Origin of the sequence: Cereibacter changlensis JA139 (genome assembly GCF_003034985.1) — a bacterium.
Taxonomy (GTDB): domain Bacteria; phylum Pseudomonadota; class Alphaproteobacteria; order Rhodobacterales; family Rhodobacteraceae; genus Cereibacter; species Cereibacter changlensis.
This window is the reverse complement of sequence record NZ_PZKG01000008.1, coordinates 19,325-31,854: the sequence shown is the minus strand read 5'-3', so window position 1 is coordinate 31,854 and position 12,530 is coordinate 19,325. Positions and strand designations below refer to the sequence as shown.

Below are 12,530 nucleotides of genomic sequence, written 5' to 3'. Positions count from 1 at the left end.
GGGTCAACGGCCGGTCAGCGCCAAGGACAGCCACGGCACGAAGCTGATGATCATCAGCAGGACCAGCATCAGCGCCACGAAAGGCAGCACGGCGATCGACAGCCGGGCGATGCTGGTGCGCGACAGGGCCGAGGCGATGAACAGGTTCAGACCGACCGGCGGGGTGAACATGCCCATCGCCAGGTTGACCACCATGATGATGCCGAAGTGGACGGGGTGGATGCCGAAGCTCAGCGCGATGGGCAGCAGGATCGGCGTGAAGATCAGGATGGCCGCCGCCGCCTCGAGGAACATGCCGACGAAGAGCAGCAGGACGTTCACCAGGATGATGAACAGCCAGGCGCTGTCGATCGCGCCGATAACGAACTCCGAGATCACGGCGGGCACCTGCAGCGTCAGGATGATGCGGCCATAGAGCCCCGCCGTGGCGATGATGCTGAGCACCACCGCCGAGGTGATGGCGGAATCGCGCAGGATGGCCGGCAGGGCGCGCAGCGGCAGCTCGCGGTAGATCACCACGCCGACGATCAGCGAATAGACGACGGCGATCACCGCGGCCTCGGTCGGGGTGACGATGCCGCCGTAGATGCCGCCGAGGATCAGGCCCGGCATCAGCAGGGCGAGGATCGCCTTGCGCCCGGCGCGCAGGATGTCCCCGAGGCTGGACGGCTCGTCATGGTCGACCGGGTGGCGCAGCGCGTGCAGCCAGGCGAAGACCAGCAGGCCGCCGACCACGACGAAGCCGGGCAGGAAGCCCGCCGCAAACATGTCGCCGACCGACTGGTTGGCCGAGATCGCGAAGAGGATCAGCGGGATGCTGGGCGGGATGATGACGCCGAGCGCGCCGGACGCCGCCTGGTTGGCCGCCGCATAGGCCGGGCTGTAGCCCTGCGCCACCATGGCGGGAATGAGGATGGCGCCGACCGCCGCCGTCGTCGCGGCGCCCGAGCCCGAGATCGCCGCGAAGAAGGCCGAGGTCACGATGGCGACCATGGCGAGACCGCCGGTCATGCTGCCAACCAGCGTGCGCGAGAACAGCACCAGCCGCTCCGAGATGCCGCCGGCCTGCATCAGGTTGCCCGCCAGGATGAAGAACGGGATCGCCAGCAGCGGGAAGGAGTTGATCGAGCGGATCATCTCCTGCGGGACGATCAGCATGGGCATCAGCTCGCCCTGCCAGATGGTGACGATCGCCGCCAGGCCCAGGGCGAAGGCCACCGGCACGCCCGCGAACAGCAGGACCAGGAGGACGCCGAACAGGATTGCGGTCATGGCTGGGCCTCGGGTTGCGGACGCAGGCTGTCGGCGATCACCGCCAGCGCGTTCAGGAGGATCATCGCGGCGCCCGCCGGCATCGCGGCATAGAGCCAGGCCATGGAGACGCGGGTGCTCGGCGCGGTCTGCGGCAGGACGCGCTCGGTGATGGCGAGGCCATGACGCAGCAGGATGAGGGCGAAGGCGGCGGAGGCGAGCGCCACCACGATCTTGAGGACGATCGCCATGCGCCGGCCAAGGAGCCCGGCCAACAGCTCGACCGCGATCAGCGCGCCGTAGCGATAGGCATAGGCGGCGCCGAGCATGGTCAGCCATACCGTCGAGAACCGCGCCACCTCCTCGGAGAAGGTCAGCGAGTCGCCCATGACGTAGCGGGCGAAGACCTGCCAGCTGATCAGCACCGTCATGACGGCCATCAGCGCCGCCATCAGCCAGCCGATCAGCCAGTTGACCCCGTCAACCCCGCGCACCAGCGCGGAAAGCACAGCCTGCATCGCTTGTCCCCCCTTGGATTGGTCGCGGGCGGCATGGTCGCCGCCCGCCGTGGCGCGTCAGGACCCGCTGGCCTGCGCGGCCTCGACCAGCTCGGCGCCGACGGTGTCTTTCCACTGCTCGATCACCGGCTGCACGCGCTCGCGGAACGGCTCCAGATCGGGGCGGGTGACGGTCATGCCGAGCCGCTCCAGCTCGTCGATCAGCTCCTGCTCCATCCGCTGCGAAGCCTCGCGCTGCACCGGAACGGCGATGGCCGCGGCCTCCATCACCAGCGCCTGATCCTCGGGCGACAGCGAGTTGAACAGCTGCGCGCCCATCATCAGCGGCGCGGGCGAGTAGACGTGCTTGGTGAGGTTCAGATAACGCTGCACGTCGTAGAACTTGACGTCGTAGATGGTCGGCACCGGGTTTTCCTGGCTGTCCATCACGCCCTGCTGCAGCGCGGTGAAGACCTCGGTCCAGGCCATCGGCGAGGCATTGGCCCCCAGCGCGGTCCAGGTGTCGACCTGCACGCGGCTTTCCTGGGTGCGGTGACGGATGCCGGCCAGATCCTCAGGGCCGTTCAGCGGGCGGACGTTGTTGGTGTTGTGCCGGAAGCCGTTCTCCATCCAGCCGAGGATCTTGACCCCCGCCTCGGACTCGAGCTTGGCGGCCAGCGCGTCGCCGTGCTCACCGTCGAGGAAGCCGTAGGCCGCCTCGGGCGTGGTGAAGATGTAGGGAAGATCGAACAGCAGGAAGTCGTTCACGAAGCCGCCCATCGGCCCGGTCGAGGTGATGCCCATGTCGATCAGGCCGAAGCCCATGCCCTCGACCACCTCGCGCTCGGCGCCGAGAGCGTTGTCATACTGCGGGCGGATCGTCAGGCGACCCTCGGACAGGCGCTCGAGCTCCTCTCCGAACTTGTGCACCCCCACGGCCTGATGCGATTCCGGGCCCAGCGGCAGGCTGACCTCGAATGTTCGGCTTTCCTGGGCCATCGCCGCCCCTGCCGTCGTCGCCGCCAGAACGGCTGCCGACATGACCTTGGTGAAATCAAGCATCCTGTTTTCCTCCCTGTGAAACCACCCGCTGCCCGACCTCCATCGGCCGCAGGCGTGGTCCGAACCGTGACCTCACTTCAGCTAAGTCGCTGATCGGGGAATCGTCAACCTTTTAATTTTCAGCTTATTTGCTGGACAGAACCGGGCGGAGGCGACATCCTTGGGTTCTGTTGCAGTAAAGTGAGATCACGGAATGGGCGAAAAGATGGGCTCGCCGGCAGTGCAGGACGGGTGGTCGCGGCTGGGGCCGCTGGCGCTGCGGGAGGGCCAGACCACCCAGGCGCAGATCTACGCCACGCTGCGCGAGGCGCTGATCAGCGGCTATTTCCGCCCGGGCGAGGAGATCAGCCTGCGCCGCGCCGCCGCCGTCATGGGCACCAGCGTCACCCCGGTGCGCGAGGCGCTGCGCCAGCTGGAAAGCGACGGCGGGCTCGAGGTGTTCGGCGGCAACCGGGTGCTGCGCGTCCCGGTCCTGACCGCCGCCGAGCTGGAGGACATCCGCGACATCCGGTTCAACCTGGAGGGCTTCGCCGCGACCCTGGCGATCGCCGGGATGCGCAGCTCCCGCCTGCGGCTGATCGACAATGCCTGCCAGCTGATGCAGCGCGCCGCCGATGCGGGCGACGCCGACATGTATCTGGAGAACAACTGGCGTTTCCACTCGCTGATCTACGAAGCGGCGGGACGGCCGGTGCTGATGGGGATGATCTCGGGGATGTGGCTGCGGGTCGGGCCGCTGATCCGCACCGCCGTCAACGCGCCCCTGCACTTCCAGCGCTCGATGGCCAGCCACGACGCCGCCATGGAGGCGCTGCGCAAGGGCGACGGCCAGGCGCTGCGCGCGGCGATCATCCGCGACATCGGCGACGCCGCCGACGACCTGACCGCAACCCTGCAACAAACCGCCCGCTCGGCCTGAGCTTCAGGAGGAAGACCGCCAGATGACAAGAACCATCGCCGTGATCGGCTGCGGCCTCATCGGCCGGGCCTGGACCATCGTCTTCGCCCGCGCCGGCTGCGACCTGCAGCTGTGGGATCCCATTCCGGAGGTCCGGGCGGCGCTGCCCGACCTTTTGGCCGAGACCTGCCGCATCAGCGGCGATGACCCGGGGGCGCTGTCCCGGTTCCGGGTGCTCGACACTCTGGAGGAAGCCCTGGCCGGCGCCGAATGGGTGCAGGAGAACGGGCCCGAGCAGATCGCGGTGAAGCGCGACCTCTACGCCCGGATGGACAGGGTCGCGGCGCCGGAGACGATCCTGGCCTCGTCCAGTTCCGCCCTCGTCGCCTCGAGCTTCGCCGGCGATCTGGCCGGTCGGGGGCGCATCCTGGTCGCCCATCCTGTCAACCCGCCGCATGTGGTGCCGGTGGTGGAGCTGTGCCCCTCGCCCGACACCCGCCCCGAGATCATGGACCGCGCAGAGGCGCTGATGCGCGACGTGGCGCAGGTGCCGGTGCGCATGACGCGCGAGATCGACGGCTTCGTGCTGAATAGGCTGCAGGCGGTCGTCCTGGCCGAGGCGCTGTCGCTGATCGAGCAGGGCATCGTGACGCCGCAGGGCCTGGACGACACCATCTGCCACGGCCTCGGCCGCCGCTGGACGCTGATGGGGCCGATGGCCACGATCAACCTGAACGCCCCCGGCGGCGTCGCGGATTACCTCGAGCGCTATGGCCCGACCATGGCGCGGCTCGCCGACGGCGCGGCGCGGGGCGAGGCCTTCACCCCCGGCGCCGCGCGGATCCTGGCCGAGGCGATGCCCGGCCCCGAGCAGGTGCCCTCCCTCAGCCGGAGCCGCGACCGGCGCCTGGCGGCGCTGTCGCGCTACCTGAAGCAATCCCAGAACAAGGACCACTGACATGCCCGCAGCCCGCAAGGTCATCATCACCTGCGCCGTCACCGGCGCGATCCACACGCCCTCCATGTCGCCGCACCTGCCCGTCACCGCCAGCGAGATCGCGGAGGCCGCGGTCGGCGCCGCCGAGGCCGGCGCCGCCATCGTCCACCTGCACGCCCGCGACCCGAAGGACGGCCGCCCCGATCAGACGCCCGAGGCCTTCCTGCCCTTCCTGCAGGTCATCAAGCAGCGCAGTGACTGCGTGGTGAACATCACCACGGGCGGCGCCCCGACGATGAGCATCGAGGAGCGCGTGCGCCCCGCCGCCACCTGGCAGCCGGAGCTGGCGTCGCTCAACATGGGCTCGATGAACTTCGGCCTGTTCCCGATGCTGAAGCGCTTCGAGGACAAGCTGCAGCATGATTGGGAGCGGACCTACCTGGGTGACAAGGCGATCCTGTTCCGCAACACCTTCGCCGATATCGAGCACATCCTGACGACCCTCGGCGCCAATGGCACGCGCTTCGAGTTCGAGTGCTACGACACGGCGCATCTCTACAACCTGAAGCATTTCGTCGACGTGGGGCTGGTGAAGGGACCGCTGTTCATCCAGACGGTGTTCGGTCTCATGGGCGGGATCGGCGCGCATCCGGATGACGTGATGCATATGAAGCGCACGGCCGACCGGCTGTTCGGCGACAGCTACCGCTGGTCGGTGCTCGGGGCGGGCCGCAATCAGCTGCCGATTGCGGCGATGGCCGCGGCCATCGGCGGGCATGTCCGCGTCGGGCTCGAGGATTCGATCTGGGCCGGCCCCGGACAGCTGGCGGAAAGCAACGCCCAGCAGGTCCGCGCCGCGCGGCAGATCATCGAGGGCCTCGGCCTGGAGGTCGCCACGCCCGACGAAGCCCGCGAACTGCTGGCGCTGAAGGGCGCGGCCTCGACGCAGTTCTGATCACACGGACGCAACCGGCCGCTGGAGGCACATGCCCCGCCAGCGGCCGCAGCTGGCATCGCAGGCCGTCGGAGACTCTCCCCAGCGTTTCGCAGACAGAGCATCTCCCATGCTTCGGTCGGTGAGGCGGTGTCCAAGGACAGCGGGATCGGCGGTCTGGTGCCATCCTCAGGGCTGCGTGCGTGCAGGTGCAGGATCGCGGTTCCGGCCTCGGCGGAGCCACTGCATACTCGACGATCCGGTCGCGGGTCAGCGGCAGGTGCTCGGACATCGCGGGATTATGGACCGAGCCGGCAATGGCGCAGGTGATGATGACCTTGGAGCCAGGGCGCGCCATGGAAACTCCTTCATCATACTGGGCGAAAGCGGGCTGCAACCGGGTCAGGTCGACGAGACTGTGACGACGCGGCACGAAGCCTCGCTCGCCGCCGAGCGAACGACGCTGCTCGTCGTGATCGTGGTCGAGACCGAGGCCGCCTTCGGCCATATCGCCGGGCTGGCGGCCCATTCCAGCGGCGCATGCACCAAGAGCGGGGCCGCGCTGCGCGACGTGCCACAGGCGGAAACGTGGTCACCGCCAATCAGGCGCAGGTTCGGGCGTCGCATGGCCCGCCGCGCGGCGGACCAGTGTCGAGCACAGCACGTCTCCGCCAGCTGCGCCACACTTGAAGGCGGTGCGCGCGCTTCCAGCCTGTCCTGCACGAGGTGGAGGGCAGTCCCGCAGGATGCCGGGCCAAGGGGGCCTGTCGCCCCCCCGGCCCATGCTCAGCGATCCAGCACCGCGCGCAGCACGCGCGACAGATCAGCCTCTGGCGCCGCGCTCATGCCGGTTGCGCGCCAGGCGACATGGTGATCGGGGCGCACCAGCAGGCAGCCGTCATCGCCGATCTCCGACAGGCGCGCCCATTCGCCGCTGTGATCGACATGCGGCCGCCGCGGCCCGATGACATGCACCGCCAGATCGAGGCCAAGCTCCGCCGCCACCGCCTGCGCAGCCTGCACCCATGCCTCGCCACCCAGGCCGGTCAGCAGGGTGAAACGGCCATGACCGCAGAGATCGAGCGTCGACACCTCCGCCCCGTTGTCATGACGATAGAGCCAGACATGCGGCAGCCGCGCCCCCGGCCAGGTCGTGGGTTGCGCATGCAGATCGGGATCCAGCTGGAAGGCGGGTTCGATCTGGCCTTGGGTCACCACCGCATTGGAGCGGTAGCGCTGGTTCATCTCCACCCCATGGGCGTCGAATTCGTATTTCTTGAAGGCGATGGCCTTGCGGATCGCGGCGCGCTGCGCCTCGGCCTCGGGCGTGCCTTCGGTGCGGGCCTGCAGGTTTTTCTGCATCTGCTCGGGGCTGACGCCCTCGGCCATGCCGAGGGCGGCGAAGATCGGCCCGGTCTCGGCGATGGACTGGTTGGCGCGGGTCACGATCTGCTTGGCGATCGGCGCGCGCTCGGCGTCATAGCTGTCCAGCAGCCGCGCCCCGGCCTGGCCCTTCAGCACCATGGCCAGCTTCCAGGCCAGGTTGAACGCATCCTGGATCGAGGTGTTGGAGCCCAGCCCGTTCGACGGCGGATGGCGGTGGATCGCATCGCCCATGCAGAACACGCGTCCCTCGGCGGTCCGGTTGGCGTAATAGTTGTTCACCGTCCAGACATTGGCGGACAGAAGCTCGATCTCCAGATCCGGATCACCGATCAGCTGGCGCGCCACGCCGGTGGCGAACTCCGGCGTCACCTCGGGCTCCGGCCCGTTGATGTCATAGCCCCAGACGATCAGCCATTCGTTCCAGGGCCGCACCATCCGCACCAGCCCCATGCCGATGCCGCCCACATCGGCGCCGGGCTGCATGACCCAGTAAAGCACCGAGGGACGATGGGCGACATATTTGCTCAGGTCGGCGCGGAACAGGATGTTCATGCTGCCGCCCACGCCCATCCTGCCCTCGAAGGGCAGGCCGGCATGTTCGGCCACCAGCGATTTCGCCCCATCTGCGCCCACAAGATATTTGGAGCGGATGGTGATCTCCTTGCCGGTCAGACGGTCGAGGCAGGTTGTGGTCACCCCGGTCGCATCCTGTTCGTGGCGCAGGTATTCGGTCGACATCCGCGCCTGCGTGCCGCGCTGGCAGGCGGTCTTGAACAGCAGCGGCTCCATATAGGTCTGCGGCAGGTCGTTCATCCGGGTGGGCGAGGACATCAGATGTTCGGCACGCGACAAGGGATGGTTGCCCCAGGCCTTCATCCGGCCGATCTCCTCGCCCGCGAGGCTTTCGCAGAACACGTTTTCTCCCATCAGATCCTGATGGGCCGCGAACATGTAGGCCTCATCCTCGACCTCGCGGCCAAGGTCACGCAGCACCTCCATCGTGCGCTGGTTGGTGATATGGGCGCGCGGCGTATTGGCCAGCCAGCGATAGCGGTTCACCACCATGTTGGCGATGCCGTAGCTGGACAGCAGCGCCGCCGTGGTCGAGCCCGCAGGCCCGGTGCCGATGATCAGCACATCGATGCTTATGTCTGCCATGGATTCCTCTCCCTTTGCTCGGTGGCCGGGCCTCCCGCCCAACACCCGAATGTCAGATCGCCGGGTGCCGGCCGGCCCAAGCCGCCTGCAGCAGCGCGCGGATGCCCTCGCGCGTCACCGGGCGCGGGTTCCAGTAAGGATTGGCGGAGGCCAGATCGGCCGCGCGGTCCAGATCGGATTCGGCCAGCCCCAGATCCCGCAGCGCCATCGGAGCGCCTGCCGCCTTGGCGAAATGCCACAGGCCGAGGCCCGCATTGCCATGACCGAAGAGCTCGATGACCGGCGCCAGCAGATCCGGCACTGCGCCCGCGTTGAAGGCGATGGCATGCGGCAGGATCACGGCATGGCATTCGGCATGGGGCAGATCGAAACTGCCGCCCAGCGTGTGGCAAAGCTTGTGATGCAGCGCCATGCCGACCTGCCCCAGCACGGTGCCGCAGAGCCAGGCGCCATAAAGCGTCTCGCCACGCCCCGCCACATCCGCGGGCTGCGCCATCACCCCGGGCAGGCTGTCGCGGAAGGCGCGCAAGCCTTCGACCGCCATCAGCGACGACAGGGGCGAGCGGTCACGGGCATAGAGCCCCTCCGCCGCATGGGCCATGGCATTGAGCGCCGAGGTCACCGTCATCGCCACCGGCAGGCTGGTGACAAGCTCGGCGTCATAAAGGATCACCTCGGGCTGGACCGCGGCGCTGGTCAGGGTCGTCTTCACCCCGTTTTCGGTCTGGCCCAGAATGCCCGTGGCCTCGGACCCGGCATAGGTGGTGGGCACCACGATCTGCGGCAGATCGGTGCGCAGCGCGATGGCCTTGCCCAGACCCGTGGTCGACCCGCCGCCGACCGCGATCAGCACATCCGCCTGCAGCTCGCGGGCAAGCGCGGTCGCCTCTTCCGACACGTCGACGGGCGTGTGCATCGCGGCCCTGGTGTAGCGGCCGACCGCGCGTGGCCCGCACAGCGCCGCGAATTCTTCGGCCATCGCCGCCTGTTGCGGCGTGGTCAGGATCAGCGCCCGCCGGGCGTCGAGCGCGTCGATCTCATCCGCCACGGTCTTGCGGATGCCTGCACCGAAGCGCACGCGCACGGCCGCGCTGCGCGCGGTGAACTCCTCGCGGAAAAAGGACATCGGGCTCCTCCCCTGTATCGAAGTGAAACTAACCCCGGGCTTTATAAATATTGATCGGATCATGGGGTTATTATATGCCGTTGAGGCATGAAGCTGGACAGCGAACATCTGGAGATCCTCGCCGCGATCGTGGAGCGCGGCGGCCTCACCGAAGGGGCCGAGGCGCTTGGCAAATCGCAGCCCTCGGTGTCGCGCTCCATGGCGCTGCTGGAGGAACGCATCGGTCTGCCGCTGTTCGAGCCGGGCCGCCGCCCGCTGCGCCCGACCGAGCTTGGCGCCAGCCTTGCCCGCCTCGGCGCCCGCATCCATGCCGCCAACAAGGAGTCCAGCCTGCTGGTGCAGCGCTTCCGGCAGGGGCTGGCCGGGCGGCTGCGCGTCGGCGGGTCGCCCATCTTCATGGACGGGGTCGTGGCCTCGATGATCGCGGAGTTCCAGTCGCGTCATGCCGATGTGCAGATCGACCAGTCCTACGGCTATTCCGAACGGCTGGAGGCGGGGCTGCGCAATGGTGGGCTGGATGTCGCGATCCTGCCGCTGCATCCGGGTCAAGTGCCGCCGGATCTGGATTTCATGCCGCTTCTGTCGGGCAACAACGTCATCGCCTGCCGCGCCGGCCATCCGCTGACCCGCACCAAGGCGATCACGCTGAACGATATCGCGCCCTATGCCTGGATCGCGCCCCCGACGAACAGCCCGCTCTACCGCGACCTGCAACGCGCCCTCAAGAGCATCGGGCAGGAGGATTTCCGGATCAATTTCTCGGGCGGGACCCTGGCCTCGATCCAGTCGGTGCTGACGGGGTCGGATGCGCTGACGGTGCTGCCCTATTCGGTGGTCTTCCTGTCGCGCCGCACCATCCCGCTGGAGGCGCTGCCGCTGAAGATCGACCATGCCGAACGCCAGATGGGGATCCTCAGCGTCACCGACCGGCAGGCGCCGCCCGCGGTGCGCCAACTCACCGGATTTCTGCGGGCGGAATGCCAGAGGCTGGAGGAACGCATGCATCATGACCAGCAGATCACGCGCCGCCGGGGCTGACGGGGCGGGGGACGGTCATTTCAGCGCCACATAGGTCGCGGCATCCAGCGTCACGATCCGGACCGCCACCGTCAGGCCGCTGTCTTGCGCCAGCAGGGTGCGCAGTTCCGCCGCCACCGCCTCCAGCCTGTCCCGGCTGCGCGACGCGCGGGGCAGCACATGCAGCTCGGCATTGATGCCGGGCTGGTCGGGCAGCGCCAGCACCGGCAGGACCGCGAGCTGGCAGGCGGCCCGATCGACCTCCAACCGGGCGCAGAGCATGTCGCGCAGCCCGGGCAAGAGAGCGCTGATGCGGGGCCGGGCTTCGGCGTAGCGGCTGTCGTCGATATAGAGCTTCACATTGGGCATGGGGGCCTCAGGCAGGAACCAGAATGAAATCGAAGGGCGAGCGCCACAGCGTGTCCGCGCCCTCCAGCCGCTCATAGGGCGCAACAAGGCTGTCCTTCACCCCGAAGACCGCATCCGAAGTCAGGTATTCATCGCCGCCGACAAAGGTATGGGTGACCAGCTTCTGCCAGCCCGGCTTGGTGATGAGGTAATGCATATGCGCCGGGCGATAGGGGTGGCGGCCAAGCTGCGCCAGCATCTGCCCGACCGGCCCGTCATCGGGGATCGGATAGCTGACCGGCTTGATGCCGCGAAAGGCATAACGCCCGTCCGGCCCGGTGATGAAGCGGCCGCGGTTGTTCCATTTCGGCTGGATCCCCGGCTGCTGCACGTCATAGTAACCGTCCGCATTGTCGGACCAGACGTCGACGGTCACACCCTCGATCGGGTTGCCCTCCAGATCCAGCACCCGCCCCTCGAACAGGCAGCTTTCGCCCTTGCCATCCAGGCTGATGTTGTCGCCCATCGCCCGGATCGGCGCTCCCTCGACATGGAAGGGGCCGAAGACGGTATTCTCCGTCGCCCCCTCGGGGCGGCGGTTGCTGATCGCATCGACCAGCATCGACACGCCCAAAACGTCCGAAAGCAGGATGAACTCCTGCCGCTCGCCGGAACAGATCTGGCCGGTGCGGGTCAGGAAGCCCACGGCATAGTCCCATTCCGCGGGCGTGAGGGCGACATCCTTAACGAAGTCATGCAGATGCCGGGTCAGGCTGGCCATGACCTCGGCCAGACGCGCATCGGTGTCGGGACCGATGCGACCGTTCACGGTCGCGGTGGAATTGGCTTCGGTGAAATAGCTCATGATCCCTGTCCTTCAAAAAGATCGGTTGGCGGAACCGGCGCGCGGCGCCGCATGCGACAGTGGCAGCGGGTCGATGCCGGTGTGCAGCAGGAAGCTGCCCCAGAGGCCGCGGCGCGCGAACAGCATGATCGCGATGCCGATCAGCCCGAGGACGATCAGATAGACGGTGCCGAAATCGGCCAGCAGACGCTCCAGCCCGTAGAAGACCAGAACGCCGATGACCGGGCCGGGCAAGGTGCCGATGCCGCCGATCACGACGATGAAGATGACGAAGGCCGTCCAGTCCAACAGCGAAAACGCCGCATCCGGCGAGATCCGCCCGATCTGGATGAAGAGCAGGCCGCCGCAGATCCCGGTGCCGAAAGCCGTCAGCAGGAAGACCAGCGCCTTGAGGCGAGTGGGGTCGACCCCGACGGCGCGCGCGGCCACCGGATTGTCGCGCACCGCCTGCAACCCGAGCCCCATGCGCGAGCGCAGGAAGGCCCAGCTGGCGACCAGCATCACCACGACCAGCGCCAGCGCCAGCCAGTAGGTCAGCGCATCGACCGCTGCCGCTTTCGATCCGCCGATCAGGGCGCGCACGGTTTCGGCCCCCCACATCTCCTGCGCGGCGCCCTTCGGAAGCGAGGTCCCGGTGCCGCCGCCAAGCGCCTTCCATTGGCCGAGGCAGAGCCTTGCGATCTCGGCCACCACCCAGGTGCCGATGGCAAAATAGGCGCCATGCAGGCGGAAGGCGAAGAAGGCCACCGGCGCCGACAGCGCCATGGCGACCAGCCCGGCGATCAGAAGCCCCGCCAGCGGGTCCATCCCCCACAGGATGACGCAGGCATAGAGCGCATAGGCGCCAATGCCGACAAAGGCCTGCTGGCCGACCGAGACGAGCCCCGCAAAGCCGGCCAGCAGGTTCCAGTTCAGCGCCAGCACCAAGAGGCACAGCACCATGAACAGATCCTGCACCAGCGCCCGGCTGCCGATCACCGGCAGGGCGGCAAGCAAGGGGACGGCGATCAGCAGGATCAAGGGGAGCAGCGTCTTTCTCGTCATCACGGCC

13 protein-coding genes and 1 pseudogene are annotated in these 12,530 nt (G+C 68.0%); 4 read left to right on the top strand and 10 right to left on the bottom strand.

Going from position 1 to position 12,530, the window contains the following annotated elements; genetic code table 11:
- Positions 1-3: 3 nt before the first annotated feature.
- Genes C5F48_RS03160 through C5F48_RS03150 form a run of 3 tightly spaced genes read right to left on the bottom strand, consistent with a single transcriptional unit; the run spans position 4 to position 2,810 of the window.
- On the bottom strand, positions 4-1,272 hold the full coding sequence (locus tag C5F48_RS03160) for a TRAP transporter large permease (RefSeq protein WP_107662453.1): 1,269 nt from the start codon (positions 1,270-1,272) through the stop codon (positions 4-6).
- Positions 1,269-1,769 carry a TRAP transporter small permease gene (locus C5F48_RS03155; protein ID WP_107662452.1) on the bottom strand — a complete coding sequence of 167 codons (501 nt, stop codon included), beginning with the start codon at positions 1,767-1,769 and terminating at the stop codon, positions 1,269-1,271. Before C5F48_RS03155 ends, C5F48_RS03160 begins: the two co-directional genes overlap by 4 nt.
- A gap of 57 nt (positions 1,770-1,826) precedes the next feature.
- Positions 1,827-2,810 carry a TRAP transporter substrate-binding protein gene (locus C5F48_RS03150; RefSeq protein ID WP_107662451.1) on the bottom strand — a complete coding sequence of 328 codons (984 nt, stop codon included), beginning with the start codon at positions 2,808-2,810 and terminating at the stop codon, positions 1,827-1,829.
- 193 nt (positions 2,811-3,003) lie between these two features.
- On the opposite strand from C5F48_RS03150, the gene C5F48_RS03145 reads away from it, so the two are divergent.
- The 3 genes from C5F48_RS03145 to kce are packed head-to-tail and all read left to right on the top strand — an operon-like array spanning position 3,004 to position 5,600.
- Positions 3,004-3,729, top strand: a complete 726-nt coding sequence (locus C5F48_RS03145) for a GntR family transcriptional regulator (protein WP_245941494.1) — start codon at positions 3,004-3,006, stop codon at positions 3,727-3,729.
- Positions 3,730-3,751: 22 nt separating this feature from the next.
- Positions 3,752-4,666: a 3-hydroxyacyl-CoA dehydrogenase NAD-binding domain-containing protein gene (locus C5F48_RS03140; protein ID WP_107662450.1), complete on the top strand. Its 915-nt coding sequence runs from the start codon at positions 3,752-3,754 to the stop codon at positions 4,664-4,666.
- A 1-nt stretch (position 4,667) separates the two neighbouring features.
- On the top strand, positions 4,668-5,600 hold the full coding sequence (gene kce, locus C5F48_RS03135; protein WP_107662449.1) for a 3,5-dioxohexanoate:acetyl-CoA acetone transferase: 933 nt from the start codon (positions 4,668-4,670) through the stop codon (positions 5,598-5,600).
- Between the two features lie 161 nt (positions 5,601-5,761).
- On the opposite strand, the pseudogene C5F48_RS26600 reads toward kce, so the two are convergent.
- The 4 genes and pseudogenes from C5F48_RS26600 to C5F48_RS03120 all read right to left on the bottom strand — a co-directional run.
- Positions 5,762-5,937: pseudogene (locus C5F48_RS26600) on the bottom strand (3-keto-5-aminohexanoate cleavage protein); the annotation flags it as partial.
- Between the two features lie 44 nt (positions 5,938-5,981).
- Complete coding sequence (locus C5F48_RS25020; protein WP_170139716.1) at positions 5,982-6,206, bottom strand: hypothetical protein; 225 nt, start codon at positions 6,204-6,206, stop codon at positions 5,982-5,984.
- Between the two features lie 159 nt (positions 6,207-6,365).
- Entirely contained in the window at positions 6,366-8,123 is a 1,758-nt protein-coding gene (locus tag C5F48_RS03125) for an FAD-dependent oxidoreductase (RefSeq protein WP_107662448.1), read from the bottom strand.
- Between the two features lie 52 nt (positions 8,124-8,175).
- Entirely contained in the window at positions 8,176-9,249 is a 1,074-nt protein-coding gene (locus tag C5F48_RS03120) for a maleylacetate reductase (RefSeq protein WP_107662447.1), read from the bottom strand.
- An 87-nt stretch (positions 9,250-9,336) separates the two neighbouring features.
- Between C5F48_RS03120 and C5F48_RS03115 the strand changes: the two genes are divergently transcribed.
- Positions 9,337-10,287: a LysR family transcriptional regulator gene (locus C5F48_RS03115; RefSeq protein WP_107662446.1), complete on the top strand. Its 951-nt coding sequence runs from the start codon at positions 9,337-9,339 to the stop codon at positions 10,285-10,287.
- Between the two features lie 15 nt (positions 10,288-10,302).
- Here the strand turns inward: C5F48_RS03115 and C5F48_RS03110 are convergent, their stop codons facing one another.
- The 3 genes from C5F48_RS03110 to C5F48_RS03100 are packed head-to-tail and all read right to left on the bottom strand — an operon-like array spanning position 10,303 to position 12,523.
- The gene (locus tag C5F48_RS03110; protein ID WP_107662445.1) at positions 10,303-10,635 is read right to left on the bottom strand and encodes a hypothetical protein; all 333 of its coding nucleotides are present in this window, start codon (positions 10,633-10,635) and stop codon (positions 10,303-10,305) included.
- Positions 10,636-10,642: 7 nt separating this feature from the next.
- A complete protein-coding gene (locus C5F48_RS03105) occupies positions 10,643-11,479 on the bottom strand; it encodes an intradiol ring-cleavage dioxygenase (protein ID WP_107662444.1) in 837 nt (278 codons plus the stop codon).
- A 12-nt stretch (positions 11,480-11,491) separates the two neighbouring features.
- Positions 11,492-12,523 (bottom strand): branched-chain amino acid ABC transporter permease, encoded by a 1,032-nt coding sequence (locus C5F48_RS03100; protein ID WP_211314667.1) that lies wholly within the window; start codon positions 12,521-12,523, stop codon positions 11,492-11,494.
- Between the last annotated feature and the right edge of the window lie 7 nt (positions 12,524-12,530).

Coding starts and splice junctions, on each gene's coding strand:
- C5F48_RS03160 (WP_107662453.1), bottom strand. CDS start 1,272: ATGACCGCAATCCTGTTCGGCGTCCTCCTGGTCCTGCTGTTCGCGGGC.
- C5F48_RS03155 (WP_107662452.1), bottom strand. CDS start 1,769: ATGCAGGCTGTGCTTTCCGCGCTGGTGCGCGGGGTTGACGGGGTCAAC.
- C5F48_RS03150 (WP_107662451.1), bottom strand. CDS start 2,810: ATGCTTGATTTCACCAAGGTCATGTCGGCAGCCGTTCTGGCGGCGACG.
- C5F48_RS03145 (WP_245941494.1), top strand. CDS start 3,004: ATGGGCGAAAAGATGGGCTCGCCGGCAGTGCAGGACGGGTGGTCGCGG.
- C5F48_RS03140 (WP_107662450.1), top strand. CDS start 3,752: ATGACAAGAACCATCGCCGTGATCGGCTGCGGCCTCATCGGCCGGGCC.
- kce (WP_107662449.1), top strand. CDS start 4,668: ATGCCCGCAGCCCGCAAGGTCATCATCACCTGCGCCGTCACCGGCGCG.
- C5F48_RS25020 (WP_170139716.1), bottom strand. CDS start 6,206: ATGCGACGCCCGAACCTGCGCCTGATTGGCGGTGACCACGTTTCCGCC.
- C5F48_RS03125 (WP_107662448.1), bottom strand. CDS start 8,123: ATGGCAGACATAAGCATCGATGTGCTGATCATCGGCACCGGGCCTGCG.
- C5F48_RS03120 (WP_107662447.1), bottom strand. CDS start 9,249: ATGTCCTTTTTCCGCGAGGAGTTCACCGCGCGCAGCGCGGCCGTGCGC.
- C5F48_RS03115 (WP_107662446.1), top strand. CDS start 9,337: ATGAAGCTGGACAGCGAACATCTGGAGATCCTCGCCGCGATCGTGGAG.
- C5F48_RS03110 (WP_107662445.1), bottom strand. CDS start 10,635: ATGCCCAATGTGAAGCTCTATATCGACGACAGCCGCTACGCCGAAGCC.
- C5F48_RS03105 (WP_107662444.1), bottom strand. CDS start 11,479: ATGAGCTATTTCACCGAAGCCAATTCCACCGCGACCGTGAACGGTCGC.
- C5F48_RS03100 (WP_211314667.1), bottom strand. CDS start 12,523: ATGACGAGAAAGACGCTGCTCCCCTTGATCCTGCTGATCGCCGTCCCC.